General features: G+C 36.2%; 21 protein-coding genes and 2 pseudogenes. 11 read left to right on the top strand and 12 right to left on the bottom strand.

Annotated features, from left to right (window positions below; all coding sequences use genetic code 11):
• Positions 1–87: 87 nt before the first annotated feature.
• A pseudogene (locus PR767_RS08840) lies at positions 88–223 on the bottom strand (integrase); the annotation flags it as partial.
• A gap of 527 nt (positions 224–750) precedes the next feature.
• Between PR767_RS08840 and PR767_RS08835 the strand changes: the two are divergent.
• Together PR767_RS08835 and PR767_RS08830 are read left to right on the top strand one after the other, a co-directional pair.
• Positions 751–1,215, top strand: coding sequence for an Hsp20 family protein (locus tag PR767_RS08835; protein ID WP_004911545.1), 465 nt, complete (start codon positions 751–753; stop codon positions 1,213–1,215).
• A 426-nt stretch (positions 1,216–1,641) separates the two neighbouring features.
• Positions 1,642–2,034: a YgiW/YdeI family stress tolerance OB fold protein gene (locus tag PR767_RS08830; protein ID WP_004911541.1), complete on the top strand. Its 393-nt coding sequence runs from the start codon at positions 1,642–1,644 to the stop codon at positions 2,032–2,034.
• A gap of 85 nt (positions 2,035–2,119) precedes the next feature.
• Here PR767_RS08830 and PR767_RS08825 read toward each other — a convergent pair whose 3' ends face one another.
• Positions 2,120–2,326 (bottom strand): hypothetical protein, encoded by a 207-nt coding sequence (locus PR767_RS08825; RefSeq protein WP_004261484.1) that lies wholly within the window; start codon positions 2,324–2,326, stop codon positions 2,120–2,122.
• Between the two features lie 638 nt (positions 2,327–2,964).
• Positions 2,965–3,456, bottom strand: coding sequence for a glutathione peroxidase (locus PR767_RS08820; protein WP_272520176.1), 492 nt, complete (start codon positions 3,454–3,456; stop codon positions 2,965–2,967).
• A gap of 428 nt (positions 3,457–3,884) precedes the next feature.
• On the opposite strand from PR767_RS08820, the gene PR767_RS08815 reads away from it, so the two are divergent.
• The 5 genes and pseudogenes from PR767_RS08815 to hmuV all read left to right on the top strand — a co-directional run.
• Positions 3,885–6,035: a TonB-dependent receptor plug domain-containing protein gene (locus PR767_RS08815; RefSeq protein WP_272520175.1), complete on the top strand. Its 2,151-nt coding sequence runs from the start codon at positions 3,885–3,887 to the stop codon at positions 6,033–6,035.
• A complete protein-coding gene (locus PR767_RS08810; protein WP_442959802.1) occupies positions 6,023–6,877 on the top strand; it encodes a heme/hemin ABC transporter substrate-binding protein in 855 nt (284 codons plus the stop codon). Before PR767_RS08815 ends, PR767_RS08810 begins: the two co-directional genes overlap by 13 nt.
• Positions 6,878–6,881: 4 nt before the next feature.
• A complete protein-coding gene (hutW, locus tag PR767_RS08805; protein ID WP_109913126.1) occupies positions 6,882–8,216 on the top strand; it encodes a heme anaerobic degradation radical SAM methyltransferase ChuW/HutW in 1,335 nt (444 codons plus the stop codon).
• Between the two features lie 11 nt (positions 8,217–8,227).
• A complete protein-coding gene (gene hutX / locus PR767_RS08800) occupies positions 8,228–8,722 on the top strand; it encodes a heme utilization cystosolic carrier protein HutX (protein ID WP_109913089.1) in 495 nt (164 codons plus the stop codon).
• Between the two features lie 39 nt (positions 8,723–8,761).
• Positions 8,762–8,991: pseudogene (gene hmuV, locus PR767_RS08795) on the top strand (heme ABC transporter ATP-binding protein); the annotation flags it as partial.
• Positions 8,992–9,116: 125 nt separating this feature from the next.
• Here hmuV and panS read toward each other — a convergent pair.
• The 3 genes from panS to PR767_RS08785 all read right to left on the bottom strand — a co-directional run bounded on the left by panS (position 9,117) and on the right by PR767_RS08785 (position 11,599).
• A complete protein-coding gene (panS, locus tag PR767_RS08790; RefSeq protein WP_272520173.1) occupies positions 9,117–10,028 on the bottom strand; it encodes a ketopantoate/pantoate/pantothenate transporter PanS in 912 nt (303 codons plus the stop codon).
• Between the two features lie 955 nt (positions 10,029–10,983).
• Positions 10,984–11,235, bottom strand: a complete 252-nt coding sequence (locus PR767_RS21210) for a helix-turn-helix domain-containing protein (protein WP_004911521.1) — start codon at positions 11,233–11,235, stop codon at positions 10,984–10,986.
• A 40-nt stretch (positions 11,236–11,275) separates the two neighbouring features.
• Positions 11,276–11,599 (bottom strand): helix-turn-helix domain-containing protein, encoded by a 324-nt coding sequence (locus PR767_RS08785; RefSeq protein WP_004911517.1) that lies wholly within the window; start codon positions 11,597–11,599, stop codon positions 11,276–11,278.
• Positions 11,600–12,693: 1,094 nt separating this feature from the next.
• Between PR767_RS08785 and PR767_RS08780 the strand changes: the two genes are divergently transcribed.
• Positions 12,694–13,089: a hypothetical protein gene (locus PR767_RS08780; protein WP_109912405.1), complete on the top strand. Its 396-nt coding sequence runs from the start codon at positions 12,694–12,696 to the stop codon at positions 13,087–13,089.
• 293 nt (positions 13,090–13,382) lie between these two features.
• Positions 13,383–13,739, top strand: a complete 357-nt coding sequence (locus PR767_RS08775; protein ID WP_004911514.1) for an MmcQ/YjbR family DNA-binding protein — start codon at positions 13,383–13,385, stop codon at positions 13,737–13,739.
• A gap of 53 nt (positions 13,740–13,792) precedes the next feature.
• Here the strand turns inward: PR767_RS08775 and tam are convergent, their stop codons facing one another.
• Together tam and PR767_RS08765 are read right to left on the bottom strand one after the other, a co-directional pair.
• Positions 13,793–14,551, bottom strand: coding sequence for a trans-aconitate 2-methyltransferase (tam, locus tag PR767_RS08770; protein ID WP_164528750.1), 759 nt, complete (start codon positions 14,549–14,551; stop codon positions 13,793–13,795).
• Positions 14,552–14,618: 67 nt separating this feature from the next.
• On the bottom strand, positions 14,619–15,506 hold the full coding sequence (locus PR767_RS08765; RefSeq protein ID WP_196718340.1) for a PhzF family phenazine biosynthesis protein: 888 nt from the start codon (positions 15,504–15,506) through the stop codon (positions 14,619–14,621).
• 334 nt (positions 15,507–15,840) lie between these two features.
• Here PR767_RS08765 and PR767_RS08760 point away from each other — a divergent pair, with 334 nt between their 5' ends.
• Positions 15,841–16,059, top strand: coding sequence for a DUF465 domain-containing protein (locus PR767_RS08760; RefSeq protein ID WP_272520172.1), 219 nt, complete (start codon positions 15,841–15,843; stop codon positions 16,057–16,059).
• Between the two features lie 55 nt (positions 16,060–16,114).
• Here PR767_RS08760 and PR767_RS08755 read toward each other — a convergent pair whose 3' ends face one another.
• Together PR767_RS08755 and PR767_RS08750 are read right to left on the bottom strand one after the other, a co-directional pair.
• Positions 16,115–16,324 (bottom strand): hypothetical protein, encoded by a 210-nt coding sequence (locus PR767_RS08755; protein WP_004911505.1) that lies wholly within the window; start codon positions 16,322–16,324, stop codon positions 16,115–16,117.
• 176 nt (positions 16,325–16,500) lie between these two features.
• Positions 16,501–17,526: an isoaspartyl peptidase/L-asparaginase family protein gene (locus PR767_RS08750; protein WP_109912411.1), complete on the bottom strand. Its 1,026-nt coding sequence runs from the start codon at positions 17,524–17,526 to the stop codon at positions 16,501–16,503.
• Positions 17,527–17,984: 458 nt separating this feature from the next.
• Here PR767_RS08750 and PR767_RS08745 point away from each other — a divergent pair, with 458 nt between their 5' ends.
• On the top strand, positions 17,985–18,374 hold the full coding sequence (locus PR767_RS08745) for a limonene-1,2-epoxide hydrolase family protein (protein ID WP_272520171.1): 390 nt from the start codon (positions 17,985–17,987) through the stop codon (positions 18,372–18,374).
• 101 nt (positions 18,375–18,475) lie between these two features.
• Here the strand turns inward: PR767_RS08745 and PR767_RS08740 are convergent, their stop codons facing one another.
• Positions 18,476–19,318, bottom strand: coding sequence for an MBL fold metallo-hydrolase (locus tag PR767_RS08740; RefSeq protein WP_004911498.1), 843 nt, complete (start codon positions 19,316–19,318; stop codon positions 18,476–18,478).
• A gap of 193 nt (positions 19,319–19,511) precedes the next feature.
• Positions 19,512–21,170, bottom strand: coding sequence for a methyl-accepting chemotaxis protein (locus PR767_RS08735; RefSeq protein ID WP_196718341.1), 1,659 nt, complete (start codon positions 21,168–21,170; stop codon positions 19,512–19,514).
• Positions 21,171–21,298 lie beyond the last annotated feature (128 nt).

Raw genomic sequence — 21,298 nt, 5'->3', positions numbered from 1 at the left:
TAAAAACTCCCGTTTTATTTTGCCTAGAAAAACTCTTCTGCAAAACCCCTGCAAAACTCTTCTGCAAAATAGGCTACAAAATAAGCGTTATTTTATAGCTAAAACCTGCCAATTCTTTCCTCTGTCATCATGATATTTATCGGTCATCGCTTGGCTCTTATGCCCCAATAAAGTTTTAGTATCGATGCCTTGTTTTATATAACCTTTCAGATAAAGCGTGTTGAAGCTCTCCCTATTCAGCCGATAGCTGAGCGCTTGCGTTTTAATTTGTTAATTTTTGGCATAAGAAACACGTGGCAGAAATAATAAAAAAAGTCATAAAGATTCGGAAGTGGCTCGCTGAGTTTGGAGGATTACAAGGTGATAAAGCCAAGTGGAAGCGAAAGCAACTAGGGCTCCCCGACATTCTCTCCCATAAATTTGATGGTATCATTAACGAGCTTCTAATCGCTTATGGCATTATCTGTTGTAACTGTCGATATGCAGCTCATCTGTTACCTTTATATCTCTCGAAGATATCGATCAGTACCTTAGGATTACGGTGTAGGCCTGTCAGCTATGGTGTGTCCTTTATTCTATGACGATGACTATTAATTTGTAAAGAAATGTAATTGCAAGCTTGAAATTCTAGTTAGAGACACTATATAAGAAATGCACCAAGATAAAACATTATTCTACACTAAGTACATAATTAATGGTGCATGAGTAGTGTGTGTTTAGTTTGATATATAAAATATTGAAGGAGAAATTATGTCTAACATTAGATCTTTTTCATTATTCCCAACATTATCGGATAGCTTACTTTCTAACAGATTTGACCAAATGGATCGTCTGTTTAGTCAACTTACAGGTAATAGGCCTTTAACTTCAGAACATCCGTATAATTTAAAACAAATAAATGAAACGAGTTATCAATTAACCATTAGTGTTCCAGGTTATAAGGAAGATGATTTAAGCGTATCCTTAAAAGGTGGGAAATTGTATGTTCAAGGTGAGCAATCAGCTGAATTAGTTAATGACTCAGAGAAAGAGAAATGGATCCATCAAGGAATCACTCAAAATAAATTTTCGCTTGAATTTAATCTCGGTAAGAATGTAAAGATTGAAAGCGCTGAGTTATCTAGTGGTTTACTTACTTTGGACATTGAATACGAAATCCCAGATGAAGAAAAACCTCGAGTTATAGCTATTGAAAATAAAGATATAAAATCATAGAGTTATAATTTATGACCCGTCAGCAATGGCGGGTTTTCTTTTTTAAGAGTCAGCTCATATCACAAGTGGAATATTTAATATTACCATCTAATTATTTTCGTTAATTTCTGGTTTTGTGCTGAACCTGACCATTTTCTATAAAGATGATGTAAGTGTTATTGAGAGAACCAAGCGCACAGTAGTGCTTGGATATTTGAGCAGCCCTAATTTAAACGGTTCGTCTGCGCTATATCAGTTATCCATAAAAGATCGCCTAGGCGGTCTTTTTTATAGTTAAAATAAACATAAGATTTATCGTCACGATTGGTCAGAGTTACATGTGCAGTTATGTGCAATAACCCCTCTAAAGTGTTAATTATTTGCCTTAAGATTCTGTTAAGATTTAATCGATAAACTATAAAAAATTAACAGACAAAAGGAATTATTATGAATAAGGCAATTATTGCGCTCGTATTATCAGCAGCTTCATTTGGCGTGTTAGCTAACAACCATGCTGGCGGATTTGTTTCGAATGATGGTTCTGTTGGTCCAAAAGGTGGGTTTGTTGCAACGGCTCAAGCAGTGACAACTGTCGTTCAAGCGAAAGAGCTTCCTGATGATGCATGGGTTTCACTTGAAGGTCATATTGTTAAACAGATTGGTAAAGAGCTTTACGAATTTAAAGATAGTACTGGCTCTATCGCTGTAGATATTGATGATAGACGCTGGCGTGGACAGGTTGTGACGCCTGAAACAAAAGTTCGTTTAGATGGTGAAATTGATAAAGAGTGGGCTTCATTAGAAGTTGATGTGAAGCGAGTAACTATTATCAATAAATAATCGTAAATCTTTAATGAGCCCCATGATCGGGGCTTTTCTACAATGAAAACTCCGCTTGCTAGCTTCTGTCTAATTCGTATGTTAGTTAGATAGCTTTATCTATCGCTCTTTCAATCGCTTTACATTCGGGACTATTTCCACTGGACTGCTCTATTTTCCCAGGTAAGTTACCTTCGGGAGTATCCATTTTTATCTCGCAAGTATCTGACTTAGTTTGGGGTTTAGTGTTTGATGAACAAGCTGTTACTAAAGCGATAACAAAACATACTAATATAGCTTTGTTTTTATGCATACTGTCTATCCTGTTTTAAAGGGGGTATTCTGATGCTACAAAGGTTAAGTACAAAGCGCAAAGAAATCCATGAGGTTGTGCTGTGTGGTTTTTGTTTTCTATAACAATAAGGTAACTTCAAGTGGTATGCCTGTCAAAAACTCCTTACTTTGGATTATTGGTTAGCCCTTACTTTATCTATAGTGCTTATAACTTCTGTATTTTCCCTCATTAGAATACTTAGAGATTAACTTTATTTAATTCTACAAATGCTATGCATTGAGTAGAATTTGGTATACCAGATTAACTACCTATGACTGCTTTCATTGCTTCGTTTTGCTTCGTAATTGCATTCAGGTAAGCGGGACTCGATTTTAAATTATCATGATGGTTAATAATATTTTGAGGTATTTTGAATCCTAAATTCAAAGCCCATTGAGTTGTTTGGAAAAGGAAAATATCGGCGATAGAAAATTTATTATTCGCGATGTATATCACAATTTATCCCACTTATAATCAAGAAGATAAAAGGATTGGAAGCGAATATTGAGTTTGGCGTCAAAGAAAACTCTTGGGAAGACTACAGGTAGAAAAGGATTCCGTTTCTCGCTATTTCAAGATAACAGATATAATCAATCTCCTGTGATGTAGATATTTAATTATGATTGTTCTTTCGAAAGTGCTGCAAAGATTGCCGTTTCCATTTTTTCAGGGGTAGTATTGGGTGCAAAGCGCTTGAGCGGGGCGCCGTCACGACCAATCAAAAACTTAGTAAAATTCCACTTAATTCTCTTACCTAGCAAACCGGGCAGTTCGTTCTTAAGATAGCGAAACACTGGATGTGTAGCGGCTCCATTGACTTCTATTTTCTCGAACATCGGGAAACTCACACCATAGTTAATATAGCAGGTCCGTGCGATTTCATCAGCGTTGCCAGGTTCCTGTTTCCCAAACTGATTGCAGGGGAAACCAAGCACCACCAAACCTTGGGCGGCGTATTTCTTGTAGAAAGATTCAAGTCCACCGTATTGTGGTGTAAAACCGCAATGACTGGCTGTATTAACGACTAGAACCACCTTACCTGCGTAGTCTGCCATAGAGACAAGCTGGCCACTAAGACTTCTAGCCGTTAATTGGTAAAAGGTACTCATATTCTAGTCCTCAAATGTGTGCGATGTAGCATTGAAGATATTGATGGTACAGTTTAGTGCTTTAATTTTATTATTTACATAAATAATTATTCGCAATTGCCATCCCGAATTTTGTCATAAAGCTTAAGAAATTACAGCTTGTGATAATCATAACCTCTATGAACTTAATAAGCTCCAGCGAGAATTTGACGACCTTTCTTTCAGGAACAGGGGCAACCTTGAGCAATATTTCCCCTTCCAGTTTTATGGGTGAATAAGTTCGGCGCACTGCAGCAGCGGATTGCTGGAGGGTGGACTTATAATATTCGTTATGCTTTTTTGATTTAAATCAAAGTTGCATGCTATTTGCAATTTATTAATTGACCATTAATTAGCCCCTAAACTATAAATGGTAATGATACTGATTATTATTATCATAAAGGTTAACTATGCGTACGGATATTAATGGAACATTTTTACTCAGCTCATTAGCGCTTTTTGTTAGTCAAGGAGCCTTCTCTGCATCAACGCCTTCACCGCGTGCCCATATTGATGCCAGTGAAACGATTGTTGTCACTTCAACTCGAAGTGAAAGTAGTTTATGGAATAGCCCAGTAACAATGCAAGTCATTGATAAACAACAGCTTGATAGTTCGACAAACATAGCGCTAGCAGATGATTTACGCGATATTCCAGGTGTTGAAATTACCGATAATGCCTTAGCGGGACGTAAACAAATTCGCATTCGTGGGGAAGCATCTTCTCGAGTATTGATCTTAATTGATGGGCAAGAAGTCACTTATCAACGGGCAGGGCAAGATTATGGTGCTGGGCTGCTTATTGATGAATCCGCATTGGAACGCATTGAAGTGGTGAAAGGCCCCTATTCAGTACTTTACGGCTCTCAAGCTATTGGTGGTATCGTTAATTTCATAACCAAAAAAAGTGGCAATAAGCCATTGGGAGGCACTGTTAAGGCGGTATATAACTCCGCAACGACAGGGTGGGAAGAGTCAGCAGCGGCATGGGGGAGCATAGGTAAGTTTGATTATCGGCTCAACGGAAGTTACTCCGATCAAGGTGACAGAGATACTCCCGAGGGGCGCCTAAAAAATACAAACCATCGCAATAATAGCCAAGGTATGTGGTTAGGTTACACCGAAGGTAAACATAAATTTGGTCTTTCCCTTGATAGATATAAATTGTCGACACAAACATGGCATGAAGACCCAAGCTATGAACACTTCAGTGTCAAAATTCCTGATTTAACTCGTGAAAAAGTTGGTCTTTTTTATGATTATCAAGCGGATGGTGAATATATTAAAAATATTCATTTAGATGCTTATGAACAAACTATTGAGCGTGATTTTGAAAATAAGCTGGCGGTTGTGACACCAACAGGGAGCCCAATGATTGGCGATTTACGAGTAGCTAATCAGACTCAATCGAATGACAAACAATATACTCAAGGGATCACACTACAAACAGATATTACACTACCCGCGAATAATCAACTGGTTGTGGGAGCTCAGCTTCAGCGCGACCGTGTAAAGCAGTCTTCAAAAAGTTCAACAGAGTCCCAAAGCTCAACGCAGTTCCCTCCTGCCGTCAATTATACAAAAACCAGTGATTCACATAATCGAACAGAGCAAACAAACTGGTCGATATTCGCTCAAAATCAATATGCTTTTGCAGATGATTGGAAGTGGACATTAGGGGCGCGGCAATATTGGTTAAGTTCGGAGTTGTTAAGTGGTTTTGAAAATACAAATCACTCAACAACGGGGAACACTTATCATAACCTTAAAAGCTCAAAAACGCATGATAATCAATTTATTACATCAACAAGCTTACGGTATTCAGGGTTTGAGAATACAGAGCTGCGTATCGCATTCGCTCAAGGTTATGTATTTCCAACATTGAGCCAATTATTTATGCAAACCTCAGCGGGGGGAAGTATCAATTATGGAAATGAGGGACTAAAAGCAGAGCGTTCTAACAACTATGAAATCGGTGCGCGTTATAACGGTAATCAATGGTATATCGATAGCGCTTTATATTATTCTGAAGCGAAGGATTATATCGCTTTAGTCACATGTTCAGGGCAGTCAATATGCAGTGGAAACAGTAATTCTTCACGAACAGGATATCACTATTATGACAATATCAATCGTGCGAAAACATACGGGCTAGAAATGACCGTCGAATACCAAGGATGGGATATCACTCCTTATGCCACAGGGAATTATTTACGTCGTCAATTTGATGGTGTGAATATAAAAACTTGGGATACCGGAGAGCCTAATGTTAGTGGGCGCTTTGGAGCTAAACATCAATTGATTCTAGACCAAGTGAACTTAACCTCAGATTTATATCTTCGAGCTGCTGCAAAAGCACAGGATAAAACGGGTGAAAAGCCAACGAGCACAGCAGGCTGGGCCACTCTTAACCTTGCGTTTAATACAGAATTTGGCTCAGACGATCAGTACCAAATTAACTTATCGTTAAATAACTTAACCAATAAAAAATACCAAACTGCCCACGAATCAATTCCTGCTTCTGGTTTTAGCGCTGCAACAGGCTTTGTATGGAAATTCTAAAAATGAAAAAAATAATAGCTGCACTATTTGTACTCAGTTTTTCAATAGTGAGTGCTGCGAGTGAAAGAATTGTTGTGGCAGGAGGCTCTCTCACAGAGTTAGTTTACGCTTTAGGCGCTGGAAACCAAGTGATTGGTGTTGATGAAACAACAAGTTGGCCAGTGGAAACAGCAAAATTACCTCATATTGGTTATTGGAAACAGTTAAGTGCCGAAGGAATTTTATCTTTGCATCCAACGTTGTTTGTCACTTGGCAAGATGCAAGCCCTCAATTGGTTTTTGATCAGCTAAAACTGCAAAAAGTCAGTGTATTAACGTTACCTCGAATACCAGCTACGGTTGAACAAATGTATCTCAATATTCATACCTTATCGGAGGTGTTACATAAACCGGAACAGGGGAATGCGTTGGTTAATCAGTTACGTAGCCGATTGGATAATATTGCTCAAATAAATGAAAAGAAAGGCAAAAAAATCAATGTGCTATTTATTCTTTCCGCGGCTAGTAGTGCGCCACAAATTGCAGGGAAAGGTAGCGTTGCCGATATCATTTTGACACTGGCTGGTGCGAACAATCTTGCGCAACACACACAATACAGAAGTTATAGCGCAGAAGGTTTGATTGCGGCAAACCCTGAAGTGATCATTGTAACCAGCCAGATGGTAGAAAAGGGCCTTAACCAGCTAGAACAAGTTCCCGGACTTACCCGAACTTCTGCTTGGAAAAATAAACGCATTGTGAGTATCGATCAGGCACTCATTTTAGGTATGGGGCCTCGAATTGCGGATGCCGTTGAGATTTTACACCACAATATTTGGCCAGATGAAACGGATAGTGAGTGATAATATGAAATATGATATTGATTTATCGCCTTATTTTGCATTAGAAGGCCATCAACCATTTAAAGATAGGCATGCAACAATGCCTTGGCGCGGGGCGGTACCAATTAGTGCTGATAAACGACAAGACACATGGCAGAAATTAATCAATTCGACGTTCGAACCACGTAAGCGATTGGTATACCTACATATTCCTTTTTGTGCAACACATTGTACTTTCTGTGGTTTCTACCAAAATCGCTATGATGCCTCTGAAAGCCATATTTATACAGAGTATTTGATCCGGGAGATTGAAACGGAAGCCGACAACGTATTACACCAGTCTGCCCCGATCCATGCTGTTTATTTTGGCGGTGGAACACCCTCTGCACTTTCTGCTAATGATTTAGCGCGTATTATTAATGTGTTACGCCTTCGTTTACCATTAGCTCCTGATTGTGAAATAACCATTGAAGGGAGAGTTCTTAATTTTGATGATGCACGTATTGATGCATGCTTAGATGCAGGAGCAAATCGTTTTTCAATTGGTATTCAGTCATTTAATAGCAAAATTCGTAAAAAAATGGCCCGGACATCAAATGGTGAGGAAGCTCGGAAATTTATGGAAAAATTGTGCCATCGAGATAGAGCGGCGGTGGTTTGTGATTTGTTATTTGGTTTACCTGAGCAGACAACCGAGTTTTGGGGTGAAGACCTGAGAATTGCAAGTGAGATTGGCCTAGATGGTGTCGACCTTTATGCACTTAATTTGATCCCAAGTACGCCACTTGGTAAAGCGGTTGAAAATAATCGAGTCACAGTTCCTGATCCTGCCAAGCGTCGTGACTTGTATTTACAAGGCTGCGAATTTATGGATAAACAAGGCTGGCACTGCATCAGTAATAGCCACTGGGCGCGGACAACACGGGAACGCAATTTATATAATTTGTTGATTAAACAAGGGGCTGATTGCTTGGCGTTTGGCTCTGGTGCCGGGGGCTCTCTCAATGGATATTCATGGATGGGGGAGAGGAATCTGACCTCGTATTATGAAGCAATTAATGCGAAAAGAAAACCGCTCATGATGATGATGCAGACGACCGATCCGCAGTATCAATGGCGCCATCGCTTACAGGCTGGTATTGAAACAGCGCGAGTTGTACTTGAACAATTTACCCCTCATGCGCAAATGCTGTCTCCACTCTTACAGCAGTGGTATCAGTCAGGATTAACACAAGATACTTCGACTGATTTAAGACTAACGAATGAAGGCCGTTTTTGGGCAAGTAATATTCTTCAATCACTTCAAGAGATTATCGTGAATCTTAATTCTATCCAATTCACGCAAGAAAAAATATCGTAAAGGAACATTTAATGAGTAATGTAGCGTTAGCTGATTTTTTGAAAACAGAGCCCGATGGAACATTAGAAACTATTGCAAAACAATATGATACCACCTTATTGGATGTAGTAAGACATTTGCCCGATATGGCTTTGACGATAGGAAAACATTTTGACTTGATTTGGGATGCTGTCCACACATGGGGTAATGTCACCACGCTAGTTCATACGCAGGATGTTATTCTAGAATTTTCAGGTGAGTTGCCTTCAGGTTTTCATCGCCATGGTTATTTTAATTTACGTGGTAAAAAAGGCATGACAGGGCATATCAAAGCTGAAAATTGTACATATATTGCACTAATTGAACGAAAATTTATGGGAATGGATACCGCCTCGATTTTATTTTTTAATCAATCAGGAGATGCCATGTTTAAAATTTTCTTAGGGCGTGATGAACACCGTCAATTATTACAGGAACAACTTGAAGCTTTTCGTTTATTAGTTAAGCAACTTAAAGAGAATAATTAATGGCAAGATGGTTAGTTTTTGGCACTGGTGGGCAGGGTGTTGGCAATATTATTGGCTCAGCTTTGGGGAGATGAACCTGTATCTAAATGGTTATTTTGGATGAACCGACATCAGCACTAGATATTCACCACCAACAACATCTTTTTCGTTTGTTACGGCATCTAGTCAATACACGAAAAATAAATGTGTGTTGTGTATTACGCGATTTAAACCTTACGGCTCGCTTTGCTGATCGCATTATTTTAATGCATCAAGGGCAAATTATTGCGGAGTACCTTTCATTATATTAAATCTTTAGTCCTCTATATGACAAGGAATGGTCTTTTTACTGGAACTACCCAAATTATTGGGTAGCTCAATTTTTTAATGGGGATATTAAGTATTCAAACAGTATCTATTTAGTTGGTTTTCCTTGCCAATATCCGGCGAGTAAAGAGCCCGATAAGTTATGCCAAACAGAAAACAATGCGCCTGGAAGAGCAGCCATAGCACCAAAGTATTGCGCTCCTAAAGTTGCTGCTAACCCTGAGTTTTGCATGCCAACTTCAATTGCCAAAGTTCGGCAAGTTGACTCATCAAAACCAAATAAACGCCCGCCCCAATAGCCACCAATTAAACCGATTCCATTATGTAATACAACAGCAATAGCGACCATAAATCCAACAGAAGCAATATGGCTTTGGCTACCTGCAACGACAGCACTGATTATTGCTAATATACAAATCATTGATAAAGAAGGTAAAAATGGTTCAATTTTTTTCACTATTTCACTGAAAAGATGATGAATGACTAACCCTGCAATGATAGGGATAATTACGATTTGTAAGATAGACAGCAACATACCCATGACATTTACACTAATTGATGTATCTGCATATAACAGAGTCAATAAAGGTGTTGCAAATACGCCAACCAAGGTAGATACCGATGAAATCGTAACAGATAATGCCACATCCCCGCGCGCTAAATAGATCATCACGTTTGAAGCCGTTCCACTCGCCACGCTACCCACTAATATCATTCCAATGGCAAGATCAGCTGGCATATCAAAAGCTTTAGCCAAAAGCCAAGCTGCTAGGGGCATAATCAAGTAATGAATAAAGGTACAAATAATCACTGGGGCGGGTCTTGTCACGACGCGTTTAAAATCGCTAATTCTAAGTGTTACTCCCATAGTAAACATAATTAGCATCAGTAAGTAGCTAATAAACGGGGAGATCCCTGTAAATGAGTTTGGTGTATAATAAGCAAATATGGATAAGAGTAGAGCCCATAATGGGAATAATCGAGTGACTTTAGACAACATTAAGACATTCCTTTTTATCTATTTTAAGTGGTTAGGTTTTCCAATAAGAACGAGTCGATATCATGGAGAGGATTGATTTGAGTTTAATGTATCAACTCTCTATTCGAGATATAGCCTTCTGATAAAGAGCGTCGCTCATAGAATAAAGTTGGCGTTTTTTCTCCACAATCAGAACCGGACTTATTTAGCGCATTTTTAAAGTTTGTTGTTATTATATTTGTAGTTATTTGTTCACCACGATTTGCTTGAAAATTCGTGTGGATATAATGAATCAGATACGGACTAACAACCTAGTAAACTTATCAGGATAGAAGCAAACACGCTATGAGGAAATTGAATGCATATATTCTCAGCATCTACTTTTGTAATCTTCAGCCTACGCTATTTAAACACCATTGCGACAGCGCCAACGATGCCTAAAAGGATATCAGCACCAGCAAAGGCATAGATATTTTTAACTTCTTCACTGCGAGTATCGGCAAAACGTTCAAGTGTTTTCTTGCTTGAAGGGGCTTCAACCTCTTCAAATTGCTGTATATAGCCAGCAGCTTTTGTATTTCTTGTTCGCTTGATTTAGGTTTTTTCCGACTTGATAAAAAAGCAGTAATTATTCATGTTACGCCCTACAGGGTATTTGGTTAACTTACTAATCTTGCGTAAAGAAAGATGTTCAAACTTAGTGATTATAATCATAATTAGCACTGAATAATAATCATTGTCAATTCAATAAATTGTCAATAAACCCTAAGGGTAGTGCATTACATAGTCTTGGTATTATGAGATGAAAAACGAGAGCTTAAAACTCCCGTTTGTGTATTTAGAAAAATTCTTCGGTCATAACATCGGTTTTTGCCTAACTCGATGGCTTAGTTTCAAGTTTAAGCATGTAGACAAATCAGGGGGAAAAGGTTAAAAGGCTAGCAGCAGCCAAGCCTTCTAACACAGGTGGTAATATCTAGTTTTTCATATATACATTTAAGAATACATTTATATTTATATTAAAAATTTTAGATATGGTTATTAAATGATCTGCATAAATTGAGGTGCCTCCATGCTCATACTCTATATAATGACTTTCTGTAATATCCAAATTAATTGCCATTTCATGAGTTGATATTTTATTTTTCACTCTTATAATTTTTATATACTCACCAAGGTTCTTATTCCTTTGTGTGATTTCTTTCTTTATTATTTCTTTTTCTAGCATATTGGTGTTGGTGCAGTATTTTTGTTGATAATGAATGTTATTATAAATAAAGATATTGTTTTCTGTTGGGTAATGAATTTGAATATAAATTTAAACCCAAATCAATAATTTCACCTTCGCTCTCCAATTCTTTTAATAAAGAAACGAAGAAGGATTCTACGCTAATGTTTAATTGTATTAAAAACATTAAAATTAGACTGAATGATATAGTATTAACACCATTTTCATAGCGTGAAACCTGTTGTTGACTGACATGAAGTAATTTGCTTATATCTTCTCCTGTCAGATCATTTTCGATACGTTTCTGCCTTAAATAATTTCCAATTAAGATGTTTACTTTGCTATTTAAAATAGCACGATCCATATTAACCCCTATAGTGAGTAAGAATTTTCTGAGATAAAAATTAATCAAATAATAATATTAAGTACAATCGTTTAAAACGCTTAATGATATATTTTTCATAGGCGTAATCGATTGAAAGAGAAAAGTCAATCGTTTGATTTTAATTTTCAGCTTGTGACAACATATTGATAAATAGCAATTAAATCAGTTTTTGCTATTTTTCCAATATTGCGAGATAAATGAATTGACAATTGCATTTACTCGCATAAAGAGTATTTGCGATTTCATTTTTATACGATACATTGAATATTAATTTTAATGATTAAATTATGCTTATTGTTTAGTATTTTATTTATTCTATTTTTTTATTCTATATTTCTATTTAATTTATACATATATAAATATCCTTATTTACAATGCTGTATCATATTGGTAATAAAATATTACCAATTGAAATGTTTTGTTACAAATTAATTGATTGGATAATAATAAATCAGTCCAGGGAATTTTATTATGTACTGATTTTACTATGAGTAATAACGGATCTATATTAAATCTAGTCGTGATTATTTAGAATATCGGCAGTGGTTTTATATACTTGAGTAAATTAATTGTGAAGGGTGAAATTTTCATGTCTCGTTTCAATATGGAACCATGCGTTTATTATTTATTTACTGCTGAAAAATAAAACAGTATAGCTATTCATATTTCCAAAGGTAAAGGTTGTCTTTAGTGTTTATTGTTATATTCTTTAAATAATTACTTCCTATGTGAATTGAATTGGTGCATTTTTAACTAAATGTAAAAATTAGCACCCTCAAATATTAATTTTCTTATAAAATAATGGGTGAATATACATATTCAAGATTGATTAAATACACATAATTGATGTTTTATCAGTTGTAATATTTGTATCAGATTTTATCTGCCATGATAGATACAACATCGAATGGTAATAGCGAGTTTTAACAGAAAAGGGTTCATGTAAGTGCAAAACAGCTATGGTTTTCTTCAAAGGACTTAAGCAAATCACACGCTAAATAGGGGTTATGATTGCCCTAAACGTATATTAGGAATACATTATAAGCAATTAATATCAGGAGTGGTAGCTTGTTGTGTACACCAAAATTTTGCGAGTTCTATGTGTTTTGTTGTTGATATTATTAGCCTTTATCATAGGTGTTTCAATAAACTTTAGTAAAAAACCAACCCTTATTGATGGCGCTAAACAGACAGTAGTGGATTTTATGCACCAACCGAAAGCTGCTGACATGAGAAATGTTAAATTCTATTCACATGGTTCAATGATGGGTCATAAGGTTATTGGGGATGTATGTGGTGAAGTGTTTACATTTAAAGATGATTTACCATATAAGTATAAGCGGTTTATTGTTGAAGTTGCTGCTAATCATGAAGGCCAGTGCGTGTTTTCCATTCCTTTATTTGATTTCGAGGGGGAAATGATCTCTGAGCCGGATTTTCAGAAGATTTGGGATAATCGATGTCAGTAATTAAGCACATTATTCACTATAATGGTCTTGTGGTTGCTTGGGATCATTAAAGTGATTTCTATTTAGTAACTGTTCTTTGTTAATTTATTGTTCGAAAAATAAATCTCGGTTCAATAGTTCCTCTAGAAGATTCACTGGTGATATTCATGTTGCCATAAGAATTTTAGTAAAAGAAAACTCCTTTGAGTATAACTGTATGAAATAAAGATATTGTTACAGAGCGAGCGAGAAGGCGTATAATTCCGTAGGTAAGTAATTTTATTTAATCATCATTGATGAGATGGAATGATAAAATGAACAGAAGTGAATTGATTGATTATATTCAGCATAATTATGGTGTGGAGCCTGAAACTCCATGGATGAAGTACCCTGAATATATTGTTTTTAGACGAAAAAACAACGCAAAGTGGTTTGCAGTTATTATGCGTATTTCATCTAAGAAATTAGAAATAAATAAAAATGAGGAGGTAATTAATATTATCAACCTTAAAGCTCCCCCTGAACTTATTGGTTCATTGCGGTTAAAAGATGATATTTATCCAGCGTATCATATGAATAAAGAGCATTGGATTACGATAAAGTTGCCAGGGCGCCTTACTGATGATGAACTCAAGGAGTTAATCGAAGATAGTTATAGGCTAACAGCTTAGCATTTCATTATATTGCTAGACTATCCCATCCATGGGAAAAATTTCCATACTAACTAGTTAAGCTTTCTTGCGATGATAAACAATCGAGGAAATGGCATTAAAACATAGCCATTATCTTGTGCTGGGTAAGCTTCTGTTAATAATTCATGGTAACGAGCGAGAAATTGTTCGGTTTGTTTTTTATCTAGGTTTTCAACGTAGGGTCTTAATCCTGTCGCGCTTAACCAATCAATGATTGAATCAATCGATGGCATGACGTGATAATAAGTCGTTTGCCATATATCAACAGAACAATGGGCTGCTGAAAGCAAATCATAATATTCAGCTATTGATAAAAGCGCTGTTCTATTGACGGCGGAAATCGCTTGCTCACTGGCCACTTTGCGCATTAAAGCATGTGTGGGTTCATTCCAATTATTTGGCATCTGGATGGCTAAAATACCGTTGCTTTTTAATTGATCAACAAGATGAGGGAATAATAGGTTGTGATCAGGTAACCATTGTAACGAAGCATTGGCAAATATAAGGTCCTGTTTGATTTCAGGAACCCAGGTTTCAATGTTTGCATCTATAAACTGGCAGTCAGGAAGGTTCTTTTTTGCTTCAACTAGCATGGCAGGAGAGTTATCGACCCCAATTATTCTTGCTAATGGGTACATTTCACGAAGTATTTGAGTTGAATTACCTGGACCACAACCTAAATCGGTTAAATTACATACGTTATCGGCATGAATATGGCGGATTAAGTCATATGATGGGCGAGTTCTTTCCTGTTTAAATTGCAGATACAAATCAGGGTTCCAATCTTGCATGTGCTAGCCTCATTGTTTTATTGAATAATTAAATCATAATCTATGGCCTAACATATTGTACTTCTAGTTAAATATGTATTATTCGAGTTCCCATCATGGCGGCTTGGCCGCCAACTTTCACTTGAGTAATCTTTTTCGCTTGTGAGTGAATGTTTACTTGAATCGATGAGGTGCATCCCATGGCACGACCTTGCTCAAATAGAAATTGAGTTTCATTTGGTAAGACATAATTGACCAAATAGCAGCCAAGCGCTCCGCTAGCGCTGCCTGTTGCCGATTCCTCATTTATTCCATAGAGCGGTGCGAAATTTCGGCAATGTGCTGTGATTGATGTGTCTTGATTTAACTCAAATACATGGAAGCCGATCGTATTGAATTCACGGCTTAGTTTCGCTATTGCTTCATAATTAGGCTGTAGTAAATCTAAATAACCTGTTTTTACGGGAATAATAATGTCGGGTAACCCAGTTGAAATTATCATGATAGGTAAGCTTGTTTCAGTGATAATGTCACTCGTTATGCCAAGGGCTGCTGCAACTTCATTGATATTAGGTCCATCTCGCAGGGTGGGTAGCGCTTGCTCCATAACGATATTGTTCGGGCTAACAGACACACTTAGAATACCGGCCTTGGTTTTTTGGGTGTAACACCCAGAGCAAATCAGCTTAAGTGACGCTAAAGTGAAAAACACCGCTAATGTGGCATGACCACAAAAATCGACTTCACCTTCAGCGGTGTAGAAATCTACTTCAAAATCAGTTTGTTCACCATTATAGACAAATGCTGTTTCTGAAAAACCGACTTGTTGCGCAATAGCTATTTTTTGTGAAGTACTGAGTGCTGGCGGGTTGAGAACAACACCAGCAGGGTTGCCACCAGTATTATTTTGTGTGAAAGAATTCACAAGGTATACCTGAATATCTTGCTCAATTTCGCCGGTATTTTTAATTTGCATTTATTTTCCCGAGTTCTAAATAGATATCTTAAATTTTCGAGTGCACCTTACTCATTGGTTTAAATTTCATGAGAGGTAGAAATGCTATATTAACATTAACGCATTGTGTAATAGAGTCATTATGATGCTGTCTTTTATTGATAACTTAATGAACCCATAAATAAAGTATTAATAACTTGCTTAAGCTAACATAGTGATGATGCTTAACTCGAAATGACATGGAATTTAGTTGAAGTCGGTTGTAAATTTGATATAAGGTGGATGATATTATTTTTGATTTAGGTGAAAATGATTAGATTATGTGCTGATAAAACTAACGCAGGAGAAATAACTTATGTTTCCAGAGTACCGCGATTTAATTTCTCAACTTCGTCAATCAAGCCCTCATTTTCGTGCTCTTTTTGAAAAACATAATCAGTTAGACCATGAAATTGCAAGATTGGAACATTCAGACCGAAGAGGGTATGGCGAGGAGGTGGTTGAGTTAAAAAAACAGAAACTACGATTAAAAGAAGAAATATATAAAGTGCTTAAAAATCCTGATGAAGAATAAAAATTTTATTTATATGGCAATAAATTTTATTATTGCCTAGAAGTAATCGTAAAATTTAACCATTAGAACAATGTTCAAAGTTATGTTTAAGTTGTTTAATAGCATATTTTTCTATATCTCTTAAACTCATGTTCATGGTATCCAAACCTTTTATATCCATTTTAAGTGTATGAACAGAACTATCATCACCGAGTAAAGTTATATGTAACCCTGTAACCTTTGTGTTTTCTTCTAATATATTTACTTGAGTTAGATTAAATCGCATAAAAATACCTTTTATAAAAGTTATAATTATTAATTAACCTACTCTAATTGCATGTTTATTTCCTTTACAAATAGTTAAAGATTGTAACTGTCATTCATCTTAATATTGTCATAATAGAAATAAAAATCCCTCAATACTTATTAATTAAGTCTGAGGGATTGTTGTTTATTTAAAGTTTATTCTTTATAAATAGATACATGGGGGATACCGTCATCACCTATAGTTCCACGGTACATACCTTCTGAATTAAATTCCATTGCGTAATTGCCAGATTTATCCAATACAATTACACCGCCACTGCCTCCGATAGCTTTAACGTCATCGAGTGCATTACGAGATGCATCAGAAAGGGTGGCTTTATTATATTTTACCTGTGCTGCAATATTATGAGCCGTTGCTGTACGAATAAACATTTCTCCAGAGCCTGTTGCGGAAACAGCTACGGTATTATTATCTGCATAATTTCCTGCACCAATAATAGGCGAGTCACCAACACGACCATACCGTTTGTTTGTCATACCCCCTGTTGATGTACCAGCTGCAAGGTTACCTTGTTTGTCTAAAGCAACAGCTCCAACAGTGCCATATTTATAATCGTATAACATAGGGTCTACAAATAGTGCAGCTGTTTTCCCATCATGATCTAATACGACTTTTTCTTTTTCTTTCGCTTTTTGCAATTGTTCCCAGCGAAAATCAGTACGGAAATAAGATGGATCAACAATTTCAATGCCTTGCTCTGCAGCAAATTGCTCAGCACCTTTAGAAACCATCATCACGTGAGGGCTTTTTGTCATAACAGCATAGGCGGCATTGATTGGGTTTTTGATATTGGTAACACCAGCAACGGCGCCTGCTTTCAGGTTACTACCATCCATAATTGAGGCATCCATTTCATTTTTTCCATCGTGAGTGAATACCGCACCTTTGCCTGCATTAAATAAAGGCGAATCTTCCATTACATTAATGGAAGCTTGTACTGCATCAAGGCTAGAACCTCCTTTATTCAATACGTTATAACCTGCTTTTAGCGCTTCATTTAATTTATCTTGGTATGCTTTTTCTTGTTCAGGCGTGATTGTATTTTTTGTAATAGTACCAGCACCACCGTGGATAACTAGCCGGATCGGCGTTTCAGTAGCGGCAATTGCTTGCAAAGAAAAAGAAGCAGTAAGTATGCATCCTAACAAAAGTAACTTCATGATTAACCTCTTTAGGTGGTTAGCTAAGATATTTTCATAATGCTTAAAAAGTATGGGATTGGAGTATGATGTTAGCAATTAGGAGAGTCGTAAAATGAGGAAAAAGTCACAGGTTATCAATAATGGTTTTTTGGGGGATGAAATTATTTAATAAAAAAAGCCCCTGCATGCAGGGGTATCTAATGGAAATGTATATTTATAGTTATTGTTATAAGGTGTCTATTGCTTAGATAGACCATTAGATAATACCAGTGATTAGTGCTTAATCCAAATCAGAGTAATCATAAAAATGGTAAATTAAGTGGTATTTTGTAGATTAAATTACGGACAAATAAGAAATTATTGAAATATAGTATAAGAATAAAATTAAAAAGATAATAAATTGGTTTTTGACTTGAAATACAAAATAATACTCCCATAACAATTATGAAAGCTGTTTTTATGATAAGGGATAAAATATGACTAACGCACAGTGGGTAACACAAGCATTAAATGCGGTATTGGACGAGGATATAGGTTCGTTGTCTGTGGCTAAGCAATATTTTTCAGATAAATATATCCAAGTTGTTGATGGGAAACAAATTAATTTTAATGAGTTTATTGCCCATTTGCAGGTATTGAAAGAAGCCACTGAATCAATCGTTATTACTATAAAATCGATCGCAGAAGGGGATGGGTGTGTTCATACTCAGCATCTGGCAAAAGCGACTAAAAAAGATGGTTCAATAAGTGAATTTGAGGTATTTGCTTGTTTTCAAATAGAAGATGGGAAAATTATCCGTTGCGAAGAAATGACAAGAATGATTAAAGGCAGTAATACGGATGAAGATTTGGGCTCAAGAACATAAATTTTGATTGTTTTTGTAAGGGCTTAATATTACTGGTGTAAGTAAAACCTAATGTAACACTAGGTTTTACTTTATTCTATTTTGTGTTAACTGGTTTTATATTAACTTGAGTAAGTTAACTGTAACCCTGTGCCAACTTCTTGTACGGGCGCAAATTTCGCTAAATGTATTTTGGCGTTAAGATCGGTACAGTGACATGGGTGTATAAATTTTAAATCTTGCTGGCGAAAGTAATTACCTGTTTGTTCTAAAACTTCTTCTGAGGCTTGCTGCAAATGAAACCCGCCTATCACAGTAACAATGTTATTGATGCCAGTTACATGCTTTGCATATTCAGTAATATTGCAAATTCCAGAATGAGAGCAACCCGTTATCACAATTAGGCCTTCCGATGTTTTAATGGCAAGTGCAGAGTCATCAAAGACATAGTCGTCAACGATATTATGGTTGAAGTCGAGGGTAGTACCAATGGGGTCTTTTCCTTCAAAGCTATTGGCTCTAGGAATTTGGCCTAAAAATATAATATTTTCAGAAAGATAATATGGCTTAGTCGTTTCAATACAATGAAAATAAGAAGCTAAAAACTCTTTAGGTGTATTCGCTCCGATGACTTTAGATTGAAATTTTTTTGGAATTAGGGCATCTGGATGGTATATCAGGTGCTTAGCTTCTTGTGTTTCAATGTTACGGCGGTCAAAATGTTGAATTAAGTGACTTAAGCCCCATGTGTGATCGTTGTGGCCGTGAGAAAGAACCAGATCAGTGATCTCAGCAAGGTCAATATTTAAGATATGTGCATTATCAATAAATATATCTGAATAGCCTGTATCGAATAATATTTTTTTATTATCAGCTTCGATATAGTAGCAAACACCGGGTTCACCGCAAAAATAGCTATCAATTAGGGTATTATTATCTACAAGAACAGTAATTTTTATTGTCATCATGAACTCATGTTTAATAGAAGTAATCGTAATCTGTTATATCAGATAAACTGTAAAAAGTTATTAAATGGCGATAAAACATAGTAACAAAAATTGGAGGAATGAGAGGGATATGAGAAAATTATCGGAGGCGACTATCTAAAGCCAACCTCCTAAATAAATTGCGATACAAGATAATACATGTTTAGACAAATTATTTTACTTTTTTCACCTCGTAGTGAATATCACTGTCAACTTCATGGTCACTTTTCGGTTCTGTGTGAAAAATAGAAATAATATCTTCTAATAAATCTGATTGAGACTCTAACGCTTTTAAGGATGATTGCAATTCGCGAGTCATAGCTGCATTCGCTTGTGTGGTATTATCTAACTCATTAATTGCTAAGTGTATTTGGCTTACCCCATGGGTTTGCTCATTCGAAGCAAGGGCAACACTTTGGATCATTTCATTGATATTAGATGTGTCTTGTGCAATTGAAACGATATTATCATTTGCATCCGCAGCTAATTGGAAACAGTGATTAATTTTATCGTTTGAATTATTAATTAATAGCTTAATTTCTTTGGATGCCTGAGTACAACTAATTGATAATTCGCGTACTTCATTTGCGACAACCGCAAAGCCCTTGCCATGTTCACCCACTCTGGCAGCTTCTACAGCGGCATTCAATGCTAATAAATTAGTTTGAAAAGCAATGTTATCGATGGTGGAGGTGATTTTACTGATTTCTTTGGAAAAATCGACAATATCATCCATGTTTTCTACAACATCAGAAATAAGTTCATTACTTTTATCAATCGTTACACTCGTCTCGGACATCAATTGACACGATTGGTTAGTGTGGGCCGTATTTAATTTAAAAGAGGAATCGAGCTCTTCGACACTGGCTGCTGTTTCAACAATGGCTGCGGCCTGTTGATCTGCTCGAATAGAAAGGTCGTGATTCATTTGAGTGATGTCACCAAGTTCAACTTTTATATGGTGAGTGTTGTCATAAATATTTTTGACGATATCAATCAGTTTACTTTGCATATTAGACACATGCTGTTTAAGTAACTTGATCTCATATAACCCTTTATTATCAAAGCTGTGATATAAAACGCCTTGGCTAACTTTTTCAATACCATCAATAACTTGGTTAAGTGGGCGAATAAAGAAAAGTTGTAGAATAAATCGAATAAATAGAGCTAAGAGGATAACTATTGAGATAGTAATGATTAAACCAATCAAACTTTGTTTATACAGTTGCTCACTTGCAAGAGCAATATCATGATAACTACTATTTAATTGTTGATGATAACTTACGTAGTTTTTCTCAAATGTATCCTGAAATCCTTGAGTCGGCTGGTTTAAAAAGTCATATGTTTTTCCTTGAACTAGAAAGACTGAAAGTTCATTCAATGCAGCATATAACGCTTTATATGATTTTTCTAACTCAGCAAATTTATCGCTATTTTTGTAGAGTGAGGTGGCAGTGAATGCATCCCAATAATTACCTGTTTCTGCCATTTTTTTATGATAAAACTCGATAAGGCTATCTATGTCAGTATTTGAAGTTTTCATCTTATTGATAATCAACAAATGGCGAGAGCTAGCACGATTTAAAGTATTTCGTGCCTGTAATAAAGACAGCCATGTATTATTCAACTGTGTTTGTTCGTTATAGATAGTATCGAGCTTGGTTAATGTTTCTTGATATTGTTTTAAAGAACTAAAGAAAAACCAACAGGTTGAAAGAAGAAGGGCGATAAGCAGGCCTGAAATAAACCAGACTAGGGTTGTTGTCTTAAAACCAGAAAAAGAGAATTTAGCTGAACTAAAATTAATTTTTTTTAAATTACCAGACATCATTGATTATTTCCTTTCATACCATCGAGTAGTATGTTTGTACGCATACTAAGAACGACTTCTAAACATAACGTTATTAACCATGAGCAAATCGAAGCTGTCCGATAGCTAAAAAGTTATATGTAGTCACG

The sequence above is a fragment of the Providencia sp. PROV223 genome (assembly GCF_028479245.1).
In the GTDB taxonomy this organism is placed as follows: domain Bacteria; phylum Pseudomonadota; class Gammaproteobacteria; order Enterobacterales; family Enterobacteriaceae; genus Providencia; species Providencia rettgeri.
The sequence above is the reverse complement of the archived record's forward strand: the minus strand, read 5'-3'. Positions and strand labels throughout refer to the sequence as shown.

Excerpts from the sequence above, each read along its gene's own strand:
- PR767_RS08810 (WP_442959802.1), top strand. The coding sequence starts at position 6,023 with ATGGAAATTCTAAAAATGAAAAAAATAATAGCTGCACTATTTGTACTC.
- PR767_RS08835 (WP_004911545.1), top strand. The coding sequence starts at position 751 with ATGTCTAACATTAGATCTTTTTCATTATTCCCAACATTATCGGATAGC.
- PR767_RS08775 (WP_004911514.1), top strand. The coding sequence starts at position 13,383 with ATGAACAGAAGTGAATTGATTGATTATATTCAGCATAATTATGGTGTG.
- panS (WP_272520173.1), bottom strand. The coding sequence starts at position 10,028 with ATGTTGTCTAAAGTCACTCGATTATTCCCATTATGGGCTCTACTCTTA.
- hutX (WP_109913089.1), top strand. The coding sequence starts at position 8,228 with ATGAGTAATGTAGCGTTAGCTGATTTTTTGAAAACAGAGCCCGATGGA.
- tam (WP_164528750.1), bottom strand. The coding sequence starts at position 14,551 with ATGCAAGATTGGAACCCTGATTTGTATCTGCAATTTAAACAGGAAAGA.
- PR767_RS08745 (WP_272520171.1), top strand. The coding sequence starts at position 17,985 with ATGACTAACGCACAGTGGGTAACACAAGCATTAAATGCGGTATTGGAC.
- PR767_RS08740 (WP_004911498.1), bottom strand. The coding sequence starts at position 19,318 with ATGACAATAAAAATTACTGTTCTTGTAGATAATAATACCCTAATTGAT.
- PR767_RS08760 (WP_272520172.1), top strand. The coding sequence starts at position 15,841 with ATGTTTCCAGAGTACCGCGATTTAATTTCTCAACTTCGTCAATCAAGC.
- PR767_RS08815 (WP_272520175.1), top strand. The coding sequence starts at position 3,885 with ATGCGTACGGATATTAATGGAACATTTTTACTCAGCTCATTAGCGCTT.
- PR767_RS08750 (WP_109912411.1), bottom strand. The coding sequence starts at position 17,526 with ATGAAGTTACTTTTGTTAGGATGCATACTTACTGCTTCTTTTTCTTTG.
- PR767_RS21210 (WP_004911521.1), bottom strand. The coding sequence starts at position 11,235 with ATGCTAGAAAAAGAAATAATAAAGAAAGAAATCACACAAAGGAATAAG.
- PR767_RS08785 (WP_004911517.1), bottom strand. The coding sequence starts at position 11,599 with ATGGATCGTGCTATTTTAAATAGCAAAGTAAACATCTTAATTGGAAAT.
- PR767_RS08830 (WP_004911541.1), top strand. The coding sequence starts at position 1,642 with ATGAATAAGGCAATTATTGCGCTCGTATTATCAGCAGCTTCATTTGGC.
- hutW (WP_109913126.1), top strand. The coding sequence starts at position 6,882 with ATGAAATATGATATTGATTTATCGCCTTATTTTGCATTAGAAGGCCAT.
- PR767_RS08765 (WP_196718340.1), bottom strand. The coding sequence starts at position 15,506 with ATGCAAATTAAAAATACCGGCGAAATTGAGCAAGATATTCAGGTATAC.
- PR767_RS08825 (WP_004261484.1), bottom strand. The coding sequence starts at position 2,326 with ATGCATAAAAACAAAGCTATATTAGTATGTTTTGTTATCGCTTTAGTA.
- PR767_RS08755 (WP_004911505.1), bottom strand. The coding sequence starts at position 16,324 with ATGCGATTTAATCTAACTCAAGTAAATATATTAGAAGAAAACACAAAG.
- PR767_RS08820 (WP_272520176.1), bottom strand. The coding sequence starts at position 3,456 with ATGAGTACCTTTTACCAATTAACGGCTAGAAGTCTTAGTGGCCAGCTT.
- PR767_RS08735 (WP_196718341.1), bottom strand. The coding sequence starts at position 21,170 with ATGATGTCTGGTAATTTAAAAAAAATTAATTTTAGTTCAGCTAAATTC.